16 protein-coding genes are annotated in these 18771 nt (G+C 67.7%); 9 read left to right on the top strand and 7 right to left on the bottom strand.

The genetic code is table 11. The features are described from left to right. Nucleotides 1-7: 7 nt before the first annotated feature. On the top strand, nucleotides 8-367 hold the full coding sequence (locus TVH25_RS07775; RefSeq protein WP_169619839.1) for a VanZ family protein: 360 nt from the start codon (nucleotides 8-10) through the stop codon (nucleotides 365-367). A gap of 52 nt (nucleotides 368-419) precedes the next feature. Here TVH25_RS07775 and TVH25_RS07770 read toward each other — a convergent pair whose 3' ends face one another. The 3 genes from TVH25_RS07770 to TVH25_RS07760 form a co-directional block, all read right to left on the bottom strand. Continuing rightward, nucleotides 420-1244, bottom strand: a complete 825-nt coding sequence (locus tag TVH25_RS07770; RefSeq protein WP_422423749.1) for a tyrosine-protein phosphatase — start codon at nucleotides 1242-1244, stop codon at nucleotides 420-422. A 48-nt stretch (nucleotides 1245-1292) separates the two neighbouring features. After that, nucleotides 1293-2630: an L-lysine 6-transaminase gene (gene lat / locus TVH25_RS07765; RefSeq protein ID WP_422423748.1), complete on the bottom strand. Its 1338-nt coding sequence runs from the start codon at nucleotides 2628-2630 to the stop codon at nucleotides 1293-1295. 68 nt (nucleotides 2631-2698) lie between these two features. Next, nucleotides 2699-3148: an Lrp/AsnC family transcriptional regulator gene (locus TVH25_RS07760; protein WP_169619842.1), complete on the bottom strand. Its 450-nt coding sequence runs from the start codon at nucleotides 3146-3148 to the stop codon at nucleotides 2699-2701. 36 nt (nucleotides 3149-3184) lie between these two features. Between TVH25_RS07760 and TVH25_RS07755 the strand changes: the two genes are divergently transcribed. Further along, complete coding sequence (locus TVH25_RS07755) at nucleotides 3185-4687, top strand: aldehyde dehydrogenase family protein (protein ID WP_169619843.1); 1503 nt, start codon at nucleotides 3185-3187, stop codon at nucleotides 4685-4687. A gap of 16 nt (nucleotides 4688-4703) precedes the next feature. Here the strand turns inward: TVH25_RS07755 and TVH25_RS07750 are convergent, their stop codons facing one another. The 3 genes from TVH25_RS07750 to TVH25_RS07740 form a co-directional block, all read right to left on the bottom strand. After that, nucleotides 4704-5636 (bottom strand): hypothetical protein, encoded by a 933-nt coding sequence (locus tag TVH25_RS07750; RefSeq protein ID WP_422423747.1) that lies wholly within the window; start codon nucleotides 5634-5636, stop codon nucleotides 4704-4706. A gap of 53 nt (nucleotides 5637-5689) precedes the next feature. After that, nucleotides 5690-5947: a DUF7218 family protein gene (locus TVH25_RS07745; RefSeq protein ID WP_169619845.1), complete on the bottom strand. Its 258-nt coding sequence runs from the start codon at nucleotides 5945-5947 to the stop codon at nucleotides 5690-5692. Nucleotides 5948-6080: 133 nt separating this feature from the next. Beyond that, complete coding sequence (locus TVH25_RS07740) at nucleotides 6081-6755, bottom strand: GntR family transcriptional regulator (RefSeq protein WP_422423746.1); 675 nt, start codon at nucleotides 6753-6755, stop codon at nucleotides 6081-6083. 236 nt (nucleotides 6756-6991) lie between these two features. Here TVH25_RS07740 and TVH25_RS07735 point away from each other — a divergent pair, with 236 nt between their 5' ends. The 7 genes from TVH25_RS07735 to TVH25_RS07705 all read left to right on the top strand — a co-directional run bounded on the left by TVH25_RS07735 (nucleotide 6992) and on the right by TVH25_RS07705 (nucleotide 18163). Continuing rightward, nucleotides 6992-8410 (top strand): MFS transporter, encoded by a 1419-nt coding sequence (locus TVH25_RS07735; protein WP_169619847.1) that lies wholly within the window; start codon nucleotides 6992-6994, stop codon nucleotides 8408-8410. 1 nt (nucleotide 8411) lies between these two features. Beyond that, entirely contained in the window at nucleotides 8412-9080 is a 669-nt protein-coding gene (locus TVH25_RS07730) for an aspartate/glutamate racemase family protein (RefSeq protein ID WP_422423745.1), read from the top strand. A 107-nt stretch (nucleotides 9081-9187) separates the two neighbouring features. Continuing rightward, nucleotides 9188-10732 (top strand): AMP-binding protein, encoded by a 1545-nt coding sequence (locus TVH25_RS07725; RefSeq protein WP_169619849.1) that lies wholly within the window; start codon nucleotides 9188-9190, stop codon nucleotides 10730-10732. Nucleotides 10733-10736: 4 nt separating this feature from the next. Next, nucleotides 10737-12128 carry an FAD-binding oxidoreductase gene (locus TVH25_RS07720; protein WP_422423744.1) on the top strand — a complete coding sequence of 464 codons (1392 nt, stop codon included), beginning with the start codon at nucleotides 10737-10739 and terminating at the stop codon, nucleotides 12126-12128. A gap of 89 nt (nucleotides 12129-12217) precedes the next feature. Continuing rightward, nucleotides 12218-12775: a hypothetical protein gene (locus tag TVH25_RS07715; protein ID WP_206036604.1), complete on the top strand. Its 558-nt coding sequence runs from the start codon at nucleotides 12218-12220 to the stop codon at nucleotides 12773-12775. Between the two features lie 31 nt (nucleotides 12776-12806). Beyond that, nucleotides 12807-17366: an ATP-dependent helicase gene (locus TVH25_RS07710; RefSeq protein WP_422423743.1), complete on the top strand. Its 4560-nt coding sequence runs from the start codon at nucleotides 12807-12809 to the stop codon at nucleotides 17364-17366. Nucleotides 17367-17368: 2 nt separating this feature from the next. Then, on the top strand, nucleotides 17369-18163 hold the full coding sequence (locus TVH25_RS07705) for a DNA-formamidopyrimidine glycosylase family protein (RefSeq protein ID WP_422423742.1): 795 nt from the start codon (nucleotides 17369-17371) through the stop codon (nucleotides 18161-18163). Here the strand turns inward: TVH25_RS07705 and TVH25_RS07700 are convergent. Further along, nucleotides 18139-18756: a TetR/AcrR family transcriptional regulator gene (locus TVH25_RS07700; protein ID WP_422423741.1), complete on the bottom strand. Its 618-nt coding sequence runs from the start codon at nucleotides 18754-18756 to the stop codon at nucleotides 18139-18141. The two genes, TVH25_RS07705 and TVH25_RS07700, sit on opposite strands and share 25 nt — an antisense overlap. Nucleotides 18757-18771 lie beyond the last annotated feature (15 nt).

Raw genomic sequence — 18771 nt, 5'->3', positions numbered from 1 at the left:
TGGCGCCATGCCCCCTTTCGCCTGGCAGCGAGTGCTGCCACTCGTGGTTGCCGTCATCGCGGTCACGGTGATGCTCCTCCTGCCCGGCGACACCACTCCCTCGGGGCCACCGCATTCCGACAAGGTGACCCACGCGCTCATGTTCGCGGTGCTGGCGTACTGCTCCCGCTTCGCGCGCTTCTCCCCCGCGATCACGCTGGTGGGGCTGGCCGCGTACGGAGCTCTCACCGAGGTGTTGCAGGCGACCGTCGCCGTGCGGCGTTCGGGATCGGTCTGGGACTGGTGCGCCGACCTCTTCGGCATCCTTGTCGGCCTCGCCGTCGCCGAGGCGCTCCGCCGCCGCACCCGCGCAGCGCGCGCACGCTGAAACCGTTTGCGGCACCGGCCTGTTCGTCAGGTACCGCCTGCCCGGCGAACGCTCACTCCTGCGGGGCCACGAGGCGGTCGCGCAGAGCCTGCAACGCGGTGTCGCCGAGGCCGAGGCCGGCCGCGAAATACCCTTCGATGCTGCCGTACCGGGTCAGCGCCTCGTCGATTGCGGTTTCGAGGTACTCGCGCCGCACACCGAGAATCGGAACGAGGATGTCCGGGTCACCTCCGCGTTCGGCGAAGCGGGCGAACATCGTGTCGAAAGCGGGCAGCAGCATGTCGTTGGTACGCAGGTAGTCGGCGAACACCGCATCCTCGTCGGCGCCGGCGAACAGGAGCAGGGACGCTGCGGCCCACCCCGTCCGGTCCTTCCCCGCGCTGCAGTGGACCAGCGCGGGAACGTCGCCCTGCGCCATACCTTCCGCGACAGCGCGATACGACGCGAGGGCGCTCGGCAACGTCACGAAGTCCCGGTAGCTCCCCCGCAGATATTCGACGGCGCGGCCGTCACCGAACGCCTGGGCGGCCAGTGCGGGATCGGCAACGATGTCGGGGAGCGCTGCCGCGATGGACCCGTTGTTCCGGTCGGCGAGGACGTCGAGGGCGAAGTGCCGGGCGTGCGCCGGAAGCTTGTCCGGACGCAGCTCCTGCTCGGCCGCGGTGCGGAGGTCGAAGACGTTCGCGATGTGCAGTGCCGTGAGTGTGTCGAGATCGGTCTCGGTGACCCGGCTCAGGTCGGTCGAGCGGTACACCACCCCGGTACGAACCACGCCACCGTAGGAACTCGCACACCCGCCGATGTCGCGGAAGTTCGCCAGTGACGGGATCGCGAAGGCGGTGTCCGCAGCGGCCTCGTTGCCCAGTGCATCGGTCATGTCGACAACCTACGGCGTTGCGCTCGGAACCGGAAAGCCCCGCACGGCTCAGGTGTGGCGCCCGAGGACCCGGTCCACGGCGGCGAGCGCCTCGTCGAGTTCGGCTGTCGTGACCGTCAGCGGGGGCCGGAATCGGATACCGCGGGTGCCGGTGCCGATCATGAGGACGTGCTCGTCGCGGTACAGGTCGCGCAGCACCGCGTCGCGCATGTCCGGTGACGGCAGGGTCAGCGCACACATCAGCCCGCGGCCCCTCGGCTCCGTCACCGCAGGACGGCGTGCGGCGAGTTGCTGCACTCCGGCCAGCAGATGCGCCCCACGGGTGCGGGCACGCTCGATCAGTCCGTCCCGTTCGATCACCTCGAGGATGCGGCGGGCACGCACCATGTCGGTGAGATTGCCACCCCAGGTGGAGTTGAGACGAGAGCTCACCGTGAAGACGTTGTCGGGCACTTCGTCGATCCGCCCGCCGGCCATGATCCCGCACACCTGCGTCTTCTTTCCGAATGCCACGAGGTCGGGAGCCACGCCGAACTGCTGATAGGCCCAGGTGGTGCCCGTGAGTCCGACACCGGTCTGCACCTCGTCGAACACGAACAGCGCGTCGTTGGCGCGGCACAGATCCGCCATGGCCCGGAAGAACTCCGGACGGAAGTGGTGGTCGCCGCCCTCCCCTTGGACGGGTTCGGCGATGAAGCACGCGATGTCGTGGGGGCGCTCGGCGAATGCGGCGCGCGCCTGGTCGAGCGCGCGGTCCTCGGCCGCGGCGATGTCGCGGCCGTCGCACAGATAGGGCGCGTCGATTCGCGGCCAGTCGAACTTCGGGAAGCGTGCGGTCTTCACCGGGTCGGTGTTGGTGAGCGACATCGTGTAGCCGCTCCGCCCGTGGAACGCCTCGGTCAGATGGAGCACCGAGCCTCCGAGGCCGGGGTCGAGTCCGCGGGACTCGTTGAGGCGGCTCTTCCAGTCGAACGCGGCCTTGAGAGCATTCTCGACGGCGAGCGCACCGCCGTCGACGAAGAACAGGTGCGGCAGGGCCGGGTCCCCGAGGACCCGGGCAAAGGTGTCGACGAACCGGGCCATCGGCACCGTATAGATGTCGGAGTTGCTGGGCTTGTTCGGTGCGACAGTGCAGAACTCCTCTGCGGCACCGGGGTCGTCCGCGAGCGCAGGATGGTTCATGCCGAGCGCCGAGGACGCGAAGAACCCGAACATGTCGAGGTAAACAGTGCCGTCGCGCTGGTCGACCAGTCGTAGGCCGCGTGAGCGTCCGAGGTCGAGGACGAGGTCTGCTCCGTCCGTGAGCAGGTGCTGCCGCAGTACGTCGTGAACGCGGTCGGGAAGGAGGGATCCGTCACTGTCCGGGCGCCGGAGTGCAGTACTCATACCGGGAACGATACGTCCGAACATTCAGTAAAGGGTCTTCATTACAAGAAATTTACCGGCGTTTACCGTCACCGCTCGTAAAATGTTTGGAGAATGACGGTGCTCCGGGTTGCCACGTTCGCGGTCGCACGAATTTGCTGAAGCAGATGTTCGAGCGCGCGCGGCGAGGCGACACGCACGAGGAGGATGTAGCTTTCGTCCCCGGCGACCGAGTGACAGGATTCGATGGCGTCGATATGGCGCAATCGCGCCGGTGCATCGTCCGGCTGAGACGGATCAAGAGGGGTGATGGCGACGAACGCCGAGAGCGCGAGTCCGATCGCCTCGGGATCGATTCTGGCGCTGTACCCGCGAATGATGTCGCGCGACTCGAGGCGTCGTACCCGGGATTGGACGGCGGACACCGACAGGCCCGCCTTGTCGGCAAGCGCGGCCAAGGTGGCCCGCCCGTCGGCTTCCAATTCGCGCAACAGCAATCGATCGATCTCGTCCAGCGCGTCTTTAGGGGATTCCGGCACCCGCGCAGATTATCCGAGCACGAAGGGACCACACCGATGAATGCGACCTCCGACCTCCGCACCCGAGCAGAGGCGGCCCTGAGCCGTTGCGGAGTCGAACTTCCGCAGGACGGTGTCCTCGGCGTCACGAGCCCGGTCGACGGCACCGAACTCGCTCGACTTCCCCTCCACTCGGCCGAAGACGTCGATCTCGCCATTTCGACCGCCGCAAGCGCGTTCGAGCAATGGCGACACGTGCCCGCCCCGGTTCGCGGACAACTCGTCCGACGTCTCGGCGAACTCCTCGTCGAGCACAAGAGCGACCTGGCAGCACTCGTCACACTCGAGGTCGGGAAGATCCCGTCCGAGGCGGCCGGTGAGGTTCAGGAGATGATCGACGTCTGCGACTTCGCCGTCGGGCTGTCCCGCCAGTTGTACGGGCGGACCATGCCGTCCGAACGTCCGGGTCACCGCCTGATGGAGACATGGCATCCCCTCGGTGTGGTCGGTGTCATCTCGGCGTTCAACTTCCCGGTCGCGGTGTGGTCGTGGAACACCGCGATCGCGCTCGTGTGCGGCGACCCGGTGGTGTGGAAGCCGTCCGAGACCACGCCGCTCACCGCGCTCGCGTGTGACGCACTCCTGCGGCGCGCTGCCGCCGATGTGGGCGCGCCCGACGGCCTGCACCACGTGCTTCTCGGCGACTCCCGCGTCGGAGAAACCCTTTCCGACGATCCGCGGATCGCGCTCGTCAGCGCAACCGGGTCCGTGCGGATGGGGCGGGCGGTTGCTCCCCGCGTCGCCGCGCGATTCGGCCGGTGCCTGCTCGAACTCGGCGGCAACAACGCAGCGATCGTCACTCCGTCGGCCGACCTCGACCTCACGGTGCGCGGCGTCGTGTTCGCCGCCGCGGGTACCGCCGGGCAGCGGTGCACGACACTCCGGCGGCTCATCGTGCACCGGTCGATCGCCGACACGCTCGTCGAGCGGCTTGCAACCGCGTATTCCGGCTTGCGCGTGGGAAATCCGTTCGACGAGGGAGTCCTCGTGGGTCCGCTCGTCTCGGAGAAATCGTACGAGGCGATGCGCTCTGCTCTCGATCGCGCCGCTGCCGACGGCGGCGTTGTCGTCGCGGGCGGCGACCGTGTCGACGTGTCCGGGAAGGGGGTCTACGTCTCCCCCGCACTCGTCCGCATGCCGGGCCAGACCGAGGTCGTACGGGAGGAGACGTTCGCACCGATCCTGTACGTCCTCACCTACGACGACCTCGACGAGGCGATCACGCTGAACAACGCAGTCCCCCAGGGGCTGTCGTCGTCGATCTTCACCCTCGACCAACGGGAGGCCGAGCAGTTCCTCTCCCGCTCGGACTGCGGTATCGCCAACGTCAACATCGGTACCTCGGGCGCGGAGATCGGTGGTGCGTTCGGCGGCGAGAAGGAGACCGGCGGCGGCCGCGAATCGGGTTCGGATTCATGGAAGGCGTACATGCGCCGCGCCACCAACACGGTGAACTACTCGAACGAACTCCCGCTTGCCCAGGGTGTCGAATTCGGCTGAGCCCCAACGGCGGATCTCAACCGCGGTCCCGGCCCTTCCGCGGACGGATCCTCAGGGGTTCGGGCACGTCGACGGTATCGTTTCCGGCCAGCGGGTCGTCCCCTCGGCGGGCCAGCACGCGCGAGACGGTCTCGACACCCGACAGTGCCGTGGCCGCTTCCCGCGCGACCGACTCGTCGTACACCTCGAACCACGGATACCCGCGCTCGGTGTACTCGCGCGCGGTGATCGGCTCGGTCGGTGGCGCTGTTCCCGTCAGGGTTTCCCACTGCACGCTGTTGACCAGCGCGACGTGCGCCGCCGAGCGACGGCCCGTGTCCCATACGCCGCGTTCTTCCACCGGCGTCGCGACGCGCTGGGTGATCGAACCGCCCGCGCCGAGTCCCATGCCGGGCGGCGGAGGCGGTGCGAAAGTCATCATGTGCTGCCGGTCGTCGGTTCGCGCGCGCCGCCGCTCGTACACGTCGGCCTTCATCGGGGACGCGGCGATCCGGATTCCCCCGGTGGCCGGCCCGCGACCGAGTTGTTCCTCGACGGTGTACCCCGCACCCAGCGGCATCGCCACGAACTGGCGGACCAGTCCGCCGTCCACACAGAACCCGTCGAGCCAGGGTTGTTCCGGGACCTCGAAATAGTCCTCGGCATCGAAATCGGGTTCCGGCGTCCAGGGCCCGCCCGTCACCGCGTCGACGTCGCCGGTTCCGACCTTGACGAGAAACGGATAACGAGTGTCGAACTTGATCCAGCAGGCTTCGGACTGCCATACGGGCAGGACGATGTGCTCGTCCACGACACGTAGAGGAAAGGTGCCGAGGCTCGGTGGCAGCGGGTAGCGCTTCCCGTCGTCCGGCACCCGGACGGTGCGGTGGAACGAGACGGCCAGTTCGGCTTCCCCGTGTACTTCGGGGAACTCGAAGTACAGGGTGTCGCCGTCCACGCTCAATGCCATGCCTGCCCCTCTCGCGGGCCGGGGCGGCCTCGTGAGTCCAGGTTGCCTTCCCGTCAGTGGTTGCGCAACGCGTCCACGAGTTCGTTCTTGCGCATGCTCGAGTAACCGCTCAAGCCGAGTTCTTTCGCCCGCTTCTTCAGGTCGTCGACGGTCCAGTCGTCGTACGACCCGGACTTTCCGCCTCGCTTCCCGACCTTCGACTTGCCCTCGGCAGCGGCGGCGTTGGAGATCCGGGCAGCCTTTTCCTTCGACGCGCCGTCGTCACGCAACTCTTCGTACATCTTTTCGTTCTTGATCGACGAGTTCGGCATCGTGCTCTCCTTTCGATGTGTGCGGGGTATACCCGTCCGTTCCCACCTACACACGTTCTCGAGGACGAACACCTGCGCCCAGACGCCCGGCAGCCCTTTGCGGTACGCACACACCGAACGGCCTCGGAAGACGCTAACTGTCGGGGTCGAAGCCGGGAACGGACGACAGCGTCTCGAAAGTCCGGCGCCTGCCCCATTCGACGTGTGCATGGGCAAGCGAAGAGGCCAGCTCGATATCGCCCTGAACGATCGCTTCGACGAGAGAGACATGTTCCGCGTGGCGTGCCTGCGGATCCTGATGGATGTTGGCGACGTTCAGGCGAGTGCTGCGCTCACGAAGGGGATCCATGAGCACACCCAGCAAGTCGTTCTCGCAGAGCTGTTCGATCTCTGCGTGCACGGCACCACTCTGTGTGTGGAAATCACCGAGAGCGCCACTCGCCAGAGCACCTGCGGCGGCGCGCAACGCCGCTGACAGTCGCTCCGGGGACTTGCCGCTCGCTACGGCGGCGGCCGCGCGCCGGGCAGCCAAGGGCTCGAGAGCTGATCTGATGTCGTACAACTGATTCACACCACTACGACTCACCCTCGTGACGACTGCGGGCCGGCGCGGTGACAGAGACACCAGACCGGCCGCCTCGAGCATCGGTAGCGCTTCGCGTATCGGAACCCGTGAAACCTGCAATTCTGCGCCCAGGTCCCGCTCACTGAGCGACTCACCGGCGGCCAAACGTCCGTCGTTGATGCGGTCACGAATCTCTTCGAAAACCCATCGAGACAGGTTCGAGTGCCCGTTCATCGCAGTCATGGACGCCTTCCGCTCGATCGATAATCATGCGCGCCCTCCGAGCGTAGTTCTGCGGAGCGTTGGTATACCAACGTGCCTCCTGTTTGACAGGGAGAGCTGCACAAAGGACCAGAGACCGTCTTGTTACGCGGAATCGCACGTGATGAAACGGCTATTTAACCCGACGGCAACCCAGACTGCCATATCGCTCGACAGCTTTCTCGTCACCTGCTGGTATACCAAACGGAGGAAGCTTGATGAGCACTCCTGCTACCCATTCCACCGATGCGCCCCTCGGCGATCCGGCCGAAAAGGCCACGCTGAGCGGCCAGATCGAAGCCGCGTACTCGCGGATCGGCGTCACGTCCGCACACCTCGGGATCGTCGCGATGGTGTTGTTCGGCGTCTTCTTCGACGCAATCGAACAGAACACCGTCGGTATCGCCGGTCCCATACTCAAATCCGAGTGGGGTCTCGGGGGAGCGCAGATCGGCCTGTTGAATACGGCAACCTTCACCGCTGTCGCCCTCGGACGGATCCTGGCCGGCGCAGTGATGGACAGGCTGGGACGGCGAACCCTCCTGGGCGCCAACCTGATCGTGTTCTCGATCGGCTCGCTCATCTGCGCCTTGGCCCCCACCTATGAGGTACTCGTGGGCGCCCGATTCCTGGTCGGCCTCGGCCTCGGCGGTGAAATCGCTGTCGCCGTCATCATGCTTTCCGAGTTCTTCTCCGCGCGCCACCGAGGAACCGCGGTCGGTCTCATCAACGTCGCCGCAGCAGGTCTGGGCAATATGCTGGCCCCTCTGTTCGGCGTCATCGTCTTCGCCGTCTTCTCGGGGCCGGACCAGTGGCGTTGGCTCTTCGGACTCCTCGTCGTCCCTGCGCTCGCAGTGGTCGTCTTTCGGCGCGCTCTGCCCGAGACTCCTCGATACCTCGCCGCGACCGGAAAGATCGCGGAGGCCAACCTGGTGATCGCACGACTCGCTCAGGGCAAACTTCGCGGGCCGGTCGACACCTCGGTCACCTATCTCGACCCTTCCCTGGCCGCGACCGAAAAGGCCGCGCCGAAGTCCCGCTGGACCGAGATGTTCGGGAAGCGTTACCGCCGTGCCACACTCGCACTCGGCGTGGCTGTCTGCATGTCGTACGCAGCACAGATTTCCATGCTCACGCTCATCCCCGTGATCCTGACCGAGCGTGGCCTGTCCATCAATACAGCCCTTTGGTACACGCTCGTCATGCAGTCGGGCTCGCTCGCGGGTGCACTCACCGCGGCGCTGATCGCACGCAGACTCCCCCGAAAGCTGACACTGACCTGCGGCGCTCTGCTCGGTTTTGTCGCGGCCCTCGGGTTCGGGTTCTTCGCAACGAACATCGGACTCGTCCTCATATTCGGTGCGCTGTTCAACTTCGCCGTCATCATCCTCAACACCACCATCTGGCTCTTCGCGCCCGAGCAGTACCCGACCCGCATCCGCGGACTGGCGACGTCCGTCATCCTCGCCATCGGTTCACTGTCCGGCGGGTTGTTCCCGCTGATCGCCGGAGCCGTCCTGGACGCTTCGGGGGTCGGTGCGATGTTCGGCCTGCTTACCGCGCTCTTCCTGGTGTGCGGTATCGCGGTGCAGTTCCCCCGAGAAACGGTCGGACAGCCTATGCCCGAGGACATCTGACGTGACCGACTCCATCCTCGTCGTCAATCCGAACACCAACGAGGCGACCACCGAGATGCTGGTCGAGGTGGCAGCCGGCTTGCTGGCCGAAACCGGTACCAGGGTTATCGGAATAACCGCACGGGCCGGCCCACGCATGATCACGAATGCGGCGGCCCTGACCGACGCCGCGACACACACGGTCGACGTCGCGATGGAGGGTATCGATCTCCACCATCCCGTCGCCATCATCGTCGGAGCCTTCGGCGACCCCGGAGTGTCCGAGCTTCGCTCGCTGACCGACATTCCCGTGGTGGGGATCGGCGAGGCGGCTGTACTCGCGGCAAGCAAAGGTGGTCGACGCTTTGCCATTGCGACCACGACCGGCGAGTTGGCCGACAGCCTGTGCTCGCTGGTGGCGCGAGTCGACCCGAGTGCCGACTTCGCCGGAGTAATGCTCACCAGCACGGGGCCGCTCGCGCTCGCGTGCGCCTACGAGGAAAGCGTGACCGAACTCGACGCAGCAGTAGACGAGGCCGCCGCAGCGGGAGCAGGGGCTGTGGTCATCGGTGGCGGCCCCCTGAGCGCTGCAGCACGTGTGCTGTCTGCTCGCTCCGATGTCGTGATCATCGAACCGGTGCCCAGCGCGGTCGAGTGGGTACTCGGAAAGATCGCGGAACCTCAGGCCTGACAACTCCCTGGCGCAGCACATCGGTAGCCCCTCATACGCATGGATGGAGCCTCGCGTTTCGGCAGGAAAATGTGTCCTGCGACACACCCTGTGGTAGACCGGGGACCATGTACCCAGGGAACTTCGTCGCGACCACCCCCGACAAGCCGGCCATCATCCGGCCCGCCACGGGCGAGTCGCTCACCTACCGGGAACTCGACGAACGCTCGATCCGGCTGGCGAAGCATCTGCGCGCCGCCGGCCTGGCGCCCGGCGACCATCTTGCGTTGATATCCGACAACGACCTGCGCGTCATGGAGGTGTACTGGGCAGCACTGCGTTCCGGCCTGTACATCACCGTGGTCAATCGGCACCTCACTCCCGACGAAGCGGCCTACATCGTCGACGACTGCGACGCGCAAGCCCTGGTCGTCTCGGCACACGCCCTGTCGGCGGTCGATACGTCACCCGGGGCGTACCCGGGAGTGGCCCACCGCCTCGTCTTCGGCGGGTCGCTTCCCGGCTTCGACGACTACGAGGATGCGCTCGCCCGCCACGATCCGTCACCGCTCGACGACCAGCCTCGTGGCCGGGACATGCTGTATTCCTCCGGCACCACCGGGCGGCCGAAGGGAATCGAACCGGCTCTGTCCGTGGGCCAGGTGCAGGACGTCCCCGACCCGTACACCGCGGTGTTCGCGCCCATGTACGGGTTCGACGACACCACGGTCTACCTGTGCCCCGCCCCGCTGTATCACGCTGCGCCGCTCCGGTTCTGCGGCACCGTTCAGTCTGTCGGCGGCACCGTGATCCTGATGGACCGCTTCGACGCCGAAGAAGCGCTCGCCCTGATCGAGAAGTACTCGGTCACGGCCTCCCAGTGGGTGCCGACGATGTTCGTGCGGATGCTGAAACTGCCGGAGGAGACGCGGGCGAGATACGACGTCTCGAGCATGAAGGTCGCGATCCACGCGGCCGCACCGTGCCCACCGGAGATCAAGCGGGCGATGATCGAGTGGTGGGGCCCGGTGATCCACGAGTACTACGCGTCCACCGAAGGTGCGGGCGCGACCTTCATCGACTCCGGGCAGGCGCTCGCGCGGCCCGGGTCCGTGGGGCGCGACGGCGTCATGGGCATCGTCCACATCTGCGACGACGAGGGAAACGAACTCCCCGCCGGCGCGATCGGGACAGTGTGGTGGGAACGCGACGAACACCCTTTCCGATACCACAACGACCCCGAGAAGACCGCAGCGGCAACACATCCCGACCACCCGACCTGGACGACGAGCGGGGATATCGGGTACCTCGACGACGACCGCTTCCTCTACCTGACCGACCGCGCCGCCTTCATGATCATCTCCGGCGGCGTCAACATCTACCCACAGGAGTCGGAGAACGTCCTCACCCTGCACCCGAAGGTCTACGACGTGGCGGTCATCGGCGTGCCGAACACGGAGATGGGCGAAGAGGTCAAGGCCGTCGTGCAACTCGCAGACGGGGTCACGCCGAGTCCCGAACTCGAGCAGGAACTGCTCGAGTACGTCCGCGACCGCGTGTCGCACTTCAAGGCACCGCGCAGTGTGGACTTCTCCGACGACCTGCCGCGCACACCCACCGGCAAGCTGGTCAAACACAAGTTGCGTGCCCGCTACGTCCCGGCGGCGGGGTGACGAGATGTCCACCGAACAGGAAACCGGACTGCCTGCGATGCCGCTGACCGAACTGGCCGCCGCGTTGCCGCAGGGCGCACTGGTCACCGACCCTGACATCCTCGCCGGATACCGCCACGACCGTGCGCAGGACCCGGACGCGGTTGTGCCCGCCGCCCTGGTGCGCGCCACGTCGACCACGGACGTGCAGGCCACGCTGCGGTGGGCGAACACCCATCGCGTCCCGGTGGTGCCCCGGGGAGCCGGCACGAGTCTGTCGGGCGGATCCGGCGGCATCGCCGGGGGCATCGTGCTGAGCACCGAGAAGATGCGTGCGCTCACGGTGGACACGACCACCCGAACCGCAGTTGCGCAGCCGGGGCTCCTCAATTCCGAGGTCAAGCGGGCAGCGGCCGAGCACGGTCTGTGGTACCCGCCGGACCCGTCGTCGTTCGAGATCTGCACGATCGGCGGCAACGCCGCGACCAACGCCGGCGGCCTGTGCTGTGTGAAGTACGGGGTCACGTCCGATTACGTCCTCGGTCTCGAGGTCGTGCTGGCGGACGGTACCGCGGTGCGATTGGGCGGCCCGAGACTCAAGGACGTCGCCGGCCTGTCCTTGACGAAACTGTTCGTCGGCAGCGAAGGCACCCTCGGCGTCATCACGGAGGTGACGTTGCGACTGCTTCCGCCGCAACCACCGGCGTCGACGATGGTCGCCACGTTCGGGTCGGTCCAGGCCGCCGCCGACGCGGTCGTCGCGATCACCGGCATGCTGCGGCCCGCGATGCTCGAATTCATGGACCGGACCACGATCGGAGCGGTGGAGGACATGCTCCGGATGGGTCTGGACCGCTCCACGGAAGCGATGCTCATCGCGCGTTCCGACGTACCGGGCGCGGCCGCGGCCGAGGAGATCACGCTGATGGCGCAGGCATGTCGCGACGCCGTTGCCGACGAGGTGTTCACCACCGACGACGCCGCGGAGGGGGAAGCGTTTGCGGCCGCCCGCCGGATGGCGATCCCCGCGGTGGAGCGCACCGGCAGCCTGCTGCTCGAGGACGTCGGGGTTCCCCTGCCGGCTCTTCCCGCGCTTGTGGAGGGGATCGCCGCGCTCGCGGCGGAGCACGATGTGACGGTCGCGGTCATCGCTCACGCGGGGGACGGCAACACCCATCCCCTGATCGTCTACGACCCCGCCGACGACGAGATGGCCGTGCGAGCACAGGCGGTTTTCGGAAAGATCATGGATCTCGCGATCGAACTGGGCGGCACGATCACCGGGGAGCACGGCGTGGGCCGCTTGAAGAAGGCGTGGCTTCCCGACCAGGTCGGCCCTGATGTCATGGCTCTGACCAGGCAAATCAAGAATGCGCTGGACCCTCGGACGATCCTGAACCCGGGGGTGGTGCTGTGACCCGGACGCAGCCCCCCGGGCGTGGGAACGCGTCGATTCCGGCCTTGCACCCGGATCGGCCCGTGAACGGCCATAATCGTCGCGTGAACATGCCTTCGCCCGACTCCGTCTCCGAACTCCCCCTACGCGACACCAAGTACAGGGAGCTCGCGCACTACCCCGAATTCGGCATCGTCACAGCATGGTTGCGCGATTACATCCGGTCGAGCGTGCCCAACGCACGGATGAGCGAGCGGGAGTACTGGTCGGTCGCGTGCCTGCCCGACAATTCGGTGTCGCCGACGGGCCGCCGACTCGTGAGCGTGTATGCCGGTGATCTCGAGGTGGCCGGCCTCCACCTCGACACCCCGGGACCGGGTCTGCGGAATGTCCAGGGCTGGATCACAGTGACGCGAGAGGGTCTGGAAGAGGCCTGCGGCGCGTCCCTCGACCGGATCGCTGCAACCTTCCCTGCGCTGAATGTGACGCACAGCGGTGCGATGGCCACGATCGCATGGACGGAAACACCCGAGAGCCGGGAGCAGTTCGACGCCCTGCCGTGGCGGGCGCCGGCCCGTGCCCTCGTCACCGAACTGGTCCGCACCGGGCGCAACCGGTGGGCCGACCTGCACTCGCCTCAGATCGCTCAATTCGCCTTCGAGGACTGAGCCTGTCGGCGGTCGGGTGCACGATAGACAGGTGAGCTCTGTCCTCGACCGATTCTCCGCACCGACCCGTGAATGGTTCGGCGGAGCTTTCGACGCCCCGACTCCCGCTCAGCTCGGTGCGTGGGAGTCGATCTCGTCCGGCGCGCACACCCTGGTCGTGGCACCCACCGGTTCCGGCAAGACGCTCTCCGCGTTCCTGTGGTCGCTCGACCGGCTCGCCGCCACCCCGGCCGACGAGACGGTCGCCCGCGAGCAGCGCACGCGGGTGCTCTACGTCTCGCCGCTCAAAGCTCTCGCGGTCGACGTCGAACGCAACCTGCGATCGCCGCTGGTCGGGATCACCCAGACCGCCAAACGGCTCGGCCTCACCCCACCGGACATCAGCGTCGGGGTCCGCTCCGGCGACACCTCGCAGGCCGACCGACGCAAGCTCGCCCGCACCCCACCCGACATCCTGATCACCACTCCTGAGTCGCTGTTCCTCATGCTCACCTCGTCGGCGCGGGAGAACCTCGCCGGCGTGGAGACCGTGATCGTGGACGAGGTGCACGCCGTTGCCGGCACCAAACGGGGCAGCCATCTCGCGCTGTCGCTCGAACGGCTCGACCTGCTGCTGCGCGCGCCCGCGCAGCGCATCGGACTGTCCGCGACGGTGCGGCCCCACGAGGAGGTCGGCCGGTTCCTCGCCGGTGGCGCGCCGATCCGGATCGTCGCACCCCCGGCGGCCAAGACGTGGGATCTCACGGTCCGGGTCCCGGTGGAGGACATGACGGAACTCGGTGTCGCCGAGCCGGACGAGGACTCTGCGTCGCCCACTCCCCAGGCGGGGTCGATCTGGCCGCACGTCGAGGAACAGATTGTCGACCTCATCACCGCACACAGGTCGACCATCGTGTTCGCGAACTCGCGACGGCTCTCCGAGCGGCTCACCGCCCGTCTCAACGAGATCTACACCGAACGCGCCGGCACCGACGTCGAGCGCACGGGCAAACCTCCGGCGCAGATCGGGGCACCCACCGAAGTCACGTACGGCGCCGAACCGGTGCTGGCCCGCGCCCACCACGGCTCCGTGAGCAAGGATCAGCGCGCCCTCATCGAGGACGACCTCAAAAGCGGGCGGCTACGGTGCGTGGTGGCCACCTCGAGCCTCGAACTCGGCATCGACATGGGTGCGGTCGACCTGGTCATCCAGGTGGAGGCACCGCCGTCGGTCGCGAGCGGCCTGCAACGGGTGGGCCGCGCCGGGCACCAGGTGGGTGAGACGTCCCGCGGTGTGCTCTTCCCCAAGCACCGCACCGATCTCATCCATTGCGCCGTCACGGTGGAGCGCATGGTCGCCGGGCAGATCGAAGCGTTGCAGGTACCCGCCAATCCCCTCGACGTGCTGGCCCAGCAGACGGTCGCGGCGACCGCGCTCGAACCGCTCGACGTCGACGACTGGTTCGACACCGTGCGGCGCAGCGGATCGTTCGCGTCCCTGTCGCGACCCGTGTTCGAGTCGGTGCTCGACCTCATCGCGGGACGCTATCCGTCCGACGAGTTCGCCGAGCTACGGCCGCGTGTGGTGTGGGACCGCACCGAGGGCACGCTCACCGGGCGCCCGGGCGCGCAGCGACTCGCGGTCACCTCGGGCGGCACCATCCCCGACCGCGGATTGTTCACCGTGTTCATGGTGGGCGAGAAGAACACCCGTGTCGGAGAACTCGACGAGGAGATGGTCTACGAATCGAGGGTCGGCGATGTGTTCGCACTCGGTGCCACCAGTTGGAGGATCGAAGAGATCACGTTCGACCGGGTACTGGTCTCGCCCGCTTACGGTCGTCCCGGCCGCTTGCCGTTCTGGCACGGAGACAGCCAGGGCCGGCCCGCGGAACTCGGAGCCGCTCTGGGCGCGTTCATCCGCGAACTGGGCCACGCCGACACCGAGGAGGCCGAAAAACGCTGTCGCAACGGCGGACTCGACGAGAACGCGACGACCAACCTGATCGCTCTGCTCACCGAGCAGCGCACCGCGACAGGACAGCTTCCCACCGACCGCACCCTGGTGGTCGAACGGTTCCGCGACGAACTCGGCGACTGGCGACTGGTGCTGCACTCCCCGTTCGGATTGCGGGTGCACGCACCGTGGGCACTGGCGGTGGGCGCCCGATTGCTCGAGCGGTACGGCGTCGAATCCCACCCGACGGCCTCCGACGACGGCATCATCGTGCGACTGCCCGACGCCGACGACGCGCCACCGGGGTCGGAGATCTTCGTCTTCGACCCCGAGGACATCGACGAGATCGTCACCGAGCAGGTCGGTGGATCGGCGCTGTTCGCGTCGCGGTTCCGGGAGTGTGCGGCCCGCGCACTGCTGTTGCCGCGCCGCAACCCCGGCAAGCGGGCGCCGTTGTGGCAGCAGCGGCAACGCTCGGCCCAATTGCTCGACGTCGCGCGCCGCTACCCCACCTTTCCGATTCTGCTCGAGACCGTCCGCGAGTGCCTTCAGGACGTCTACGACCTGCCCGCCCTGCACGACCTCCTCGGTCGCGTCGCCCGCCGGCAGATCCGCCTCGTCGAGGTGGAAACGCCCACCGCCTCCCCGTTCGCCTCGTCACTGCTGTTCAACTACGTCGGCGAGTTCCTCTACGAGGGAGACAGCCCGCTCGCCGAGCGCCGCGCGGCCGCGTTGTCGCTCGATTCGACGTTGCTGGCCGAACTGCTCGGTCGCGTGGAGTTGCGCGAACTGCTCGACGCCGACGTCATCGCCGACGCCGAACACGAACTGCAGCGACTGACACCGGAGCGGCGCGCGCGCGATGCCGAGGGTGTCGCCGACCTGTTGCGACTGGTCGGGCCGCTCACCGATGCCGAGTTGCGCGAACGCACCACCGACGATCCGACCGAGTGGGTCGCCGACCTCGCCCGCCGGCGACGTGCACTCCGCGTGTCGTACGCGGGTGAACAATGGTGGGCCGCCATCGAAGACGCATCCCGGTTGCGTGATGCGCTCGGCGTGCCGTTGCCCATCGGGGTGCCCACCGCGTTCGTCGAGCCGGTCGCAGATCCGCTCGGTGATCTCGTGGGCCGGTATGCCCGCACCCACGGTCCGTTCACCGCGGCCGAGGTCGCGGCGCGGTTCGGGCTCGGCACGGCCGTCGTCGACTCCGTGTTGCGGCGGATGGCTGCCGACAGGCGCGTCACGTCGGGGGAATTCCGTCCGGGTGCCACCGGGTCCGAATGGTGCGATTCCGAGGTGCTGAGGCGGCTGCGACGGCGGTCGCTCGCAGCGGCCCGCCAGGATGTCGAACCGGTCAGCACGGCCACGCTCGGCCGGTTCCTTCCCGACTGGCACCACCTCGGCAAGGGCGCGGGTGGCAGTGCTCTCTACGGGCTCGACGGCGTTCTCACGGTCGTGGAACAACTCGCCGGGGTTCCGCTTCCGGCAAGCGCACTCGAGCCACTGGTCCTCGCACCCCGGGTGCGCGACTACTCACCGACGATGCTCGACGAACTCACCTCGACAGGTGAGGTGGTGTGGTCGGGCGCCGGGTCGATCTCCGGCAAGGACGGATGGGTCCTGCTCCACCCCGCCGACCTGGCACCGGTGACCCTCGCGCCCACCGAAGAACTCGACATGTCCCCGATCCACCACGCGATCCTCGACTCGCTCGCCGGTGGTGGCGCGTTCTTCTTCCGTCAGCTCACCGATGCCGTGTCCGCCCGGGAATCGACCGCCACCGACACGAATGTCGCTGCAGCACTGTGGGACCTGGTCTGGGGCGGATACATCTCGGGAGACACGCTTGCGCCGCTGCGGGCCTTGATCGGCGATACCTCCCGCGCGACGCCCGCGCACCGGACCCCGCGGCGCGCCCCACGGGCGCGGATGTACCGGGCCCGCCCGGCGATGCCGTCGCGCACCGGCCCGCCCACCGTCGCCGGTCGCTGGTCGTTGCTCCCCGAACGTGAGACCGACGCGACGATCCGTGCACACAGCATCGCGGAACTGTTGCTCGAGCGGTACGGGGTCGTCACCCGGGGGGTCGTGGTGAGCGAGGGCGTACCCGGCGGGTTCGCCACGATGTACAAGGTGCTCAGCCGGTTCGAGGAGCGTGGTCGTTGCCGGCGTGGGTATTTCGTCGACTCGCTGGGAGGGGCCCAGTTCTCCACACCCGCGGTCGTCGACCGCCTGCGCTCGTTCGCCGACTCGATCGAAGGCCGCCACGACGAAACCGCGGCGATCACCCTCGCAGCGTGCGACCCGGCCAACCCGTACGGCGCCGCACTCCCGTGGCCGAAGTCCTCGGCCCCCGACGACGCACCCCGCCACCGGCCGGGACGCAAGGCCGGTGGCCTGGTGGTTCTCGTCGACGGCGCCCTGGTGCTGTTCATCGAACGCGGTGGCCGCACGATGCTCACCTTCGACGACGATCCGGGACTGCTGCGCAGTGCGTGCGCTTCCCTCGCCGCGACCGTCAAGCGCGGAGGCGTCGACAAGATCGTCGTGGAGAAGGTCGACGGTGCCTCCATCCACGGGCACGCGTTCGCCGACATCCTGGGCGAGTCCGGCTTCTCGGCGACGCCGCGCGGATACCGGCTGAGGTTCTGACGATGCCCGAGGGCGATACGGTCTACCGCGCAGCGCAGCAACTGAACACCGCTCTGGCGGGGAGAACGCTCACCGAAACCGATTTCCGTGTACCGCGTTTCGCCACAGCGGATTTCACGGGTTGCATCGTCGACGAGGTGGTGTCGCGGGGCAAGCACATCTTCATCCGGTTACCCGGCCACACGATCCATTCGCATCTGAAGATGGAGGGCGAGTGGCACATCTACCAGCGCGGCGCGCGGTGGCGCAAGCCCGGTTTCAAGGCTCGCGTGGTACTGGGTACGGAACAATCGCAGGCCGTCGGGTTCGAACTGGGAATCCTCGAAGTTCTCCCCCGTGACCGGGAAGACGACGCAGTAGGCCACCTCGGGCCCGATCTGCTCGGAGCCGATTGGGACGCCGTGCGCGCCGCGGAGAATCTGTCGCGCGACCCGCACCGCCCGATCGGGGTCGCCGTACTCGATCAGCGGGTCATGGCAGGTGTGGGAAATGTGTACCGGTCCGAATTGTGTTTCCTGCGCGGCGTCGATCCGCGGGAGCCGGTGGGTACGGCAGGTGATCCTCGGGGCTGGGTGGACCTCGCACACCGCATCCTCACCGCGAACCGCGAGCGGGCGGTGCGGGTCACGACGGGTGATCGCCGTCGCGGCCGGAACCTCTGGGTGTACGGGCGACGCGGCGATCCCTGCCGACGTTGCGGGACACCCATCGAATCCTGGGACCTGGGCACGGCCACCGAACCGGAGCGGGTGGTGTACCGGTGCCCCCGCTGTCAGCCGCGCGGTACCGGATCGTAGGTCTCTCCGGCATGTTCGAGCAGTGAAACGCAATGTGCCACCAGCGTTTCCCGGGACACCGTGACGTCGCCTTCGAGGTACCCCATGAACATGCTGGTGAACGCGCCGACCAGTCCCACGGCCACCAGGTGCCGATACGCCCGGTCCTCGATGCCGGTGAGCCGGCCCTCGACGAGCGCGACGAATGCCGGCGCGAGTTCGAGACCACGGCTGCTGAGCGCGGGCTCCCGCAGCGGCGCCAGGAGCAGCACGCGCCCCTTGGCCGGATCGTCGACGGCGAGACCGATGAAGGCCCGCACCGCAGCCTCCGCGACACCCGTCGGCGGCGCCGAGGCGACGGCGGACGCGAGCGCCTCGCGCGCCTGTTTCGCGACGTGTGCGTACACCTCGCGGACGAAGGTGTCCCGGTCGGTGAAGCTCTCGTAGAAGTACCGCTCGGTGAGTTCGGCCGCGCGGCACACGGCACGGACGTTCGCGATCGCACCGCCGGGCGCGCCGATCAGGTCGGTACCGGCGGTGAGGAGCCGTTCCCTGCGTACCCGCCGGCGTTCTTCGATGCCGACCCCCGCCCAACTGCGGCGCGTGGTGCCCACTGCTGTTTCCCGTCG

Source organism: Rhodococcus sp. 7Tela_A2, assembly GCF_049311045.1.
GTDB lineage: Bacteria > Actinomycetota > Actinomycetes > Mycobacteriales > Mycobacteriaceae > Rhodococcus.
Note: the sequence above shows the minus strand (reverse complement) of the source record. Positions and strands in the feature narration are given on the sequence as shown.

Coding starts and splice junctions, on each gene's coding strand:
- TVH25_RS07775 (WP_169619839.1), top strand. CDS start 8: ATGCCCCCTTTCGCCTGGCAGCGAGTGCTGCCACTCGTGGTTGCCGTC.
- TVH25_RS07770 (WP_422423749.1), bottom strand. CDS start 1,244: ATGACCGATGCACTGGGCAACGAGGCCGCTGCGGACACCGCCTTCGCG.
- lat (WP_422423748.1), bottom strand. CDS start 2,630: ATGAGTACTGCACTCCGGCGCCCGGACAGTGACGGATCCCTCCTTCCC.
- TVH25_RS07755 (WP_169619843.1), top strand. CDS start 3,185: ATGAATGCGACCTCCGACCTCCGCACCCGAGCAGAGGCGGCCCTGAGC.
- TVH25_RS07750 (WP_422423747.1), bottom strand. CDS start 5,636: ATGGCATTGAGCGTGGACGGCGACACCCTGTACTTCGAGTTCCCCGAA.
- TVH25_RS07745 (WP_169619845.1), bottom strand. CDS start 5,947: ATGCCGAACTCGTCGATCAAGAACGAAAAGATGTACGAAGAGTTGCGT.
- TVH25_RS07740 (WP_422423746.1), bottom strand. CDS start 6,755: ATGACTGCGATGAACGGGCACTCGAACCTGTCTCGATGGGTTTTCGAA.
- TVH25_RS07735 (WP_169619847.1), top strand. CDS start 6,992: ATGAGCACTCCTGCTACCCATTCCACCGATGCGCCCCTCGGCGATCCG.
- TVH25_RS07725 (WP_169619849.1), top strand. CDS start 9,188: ATGTACCCAGGGAACTTCGTCGCGACCACCCCCGACAAGCCGGCCATC.
- TVH25_RS07720 (WP_422423744.1), top strand. CDS start 10,737: ATGTCCACCGAACAGGAAACCGGACTGCCTGCGATGCCGCTGACCGAA.
- TVH25_RS07715 (WP_206036604.1), top strand. CDS start 12,218: ATGCCTTCGCCCGACTCCGTCTCCGAACTCCCCCTACGCGACACCAAG.
- TVH25_RS07705 (WP_422423742.1), top strand. CDS start 17,369: ATGCCCGAGGGCGATACGGTCTACCGCGCAGCGCAGCAACTGAACACC.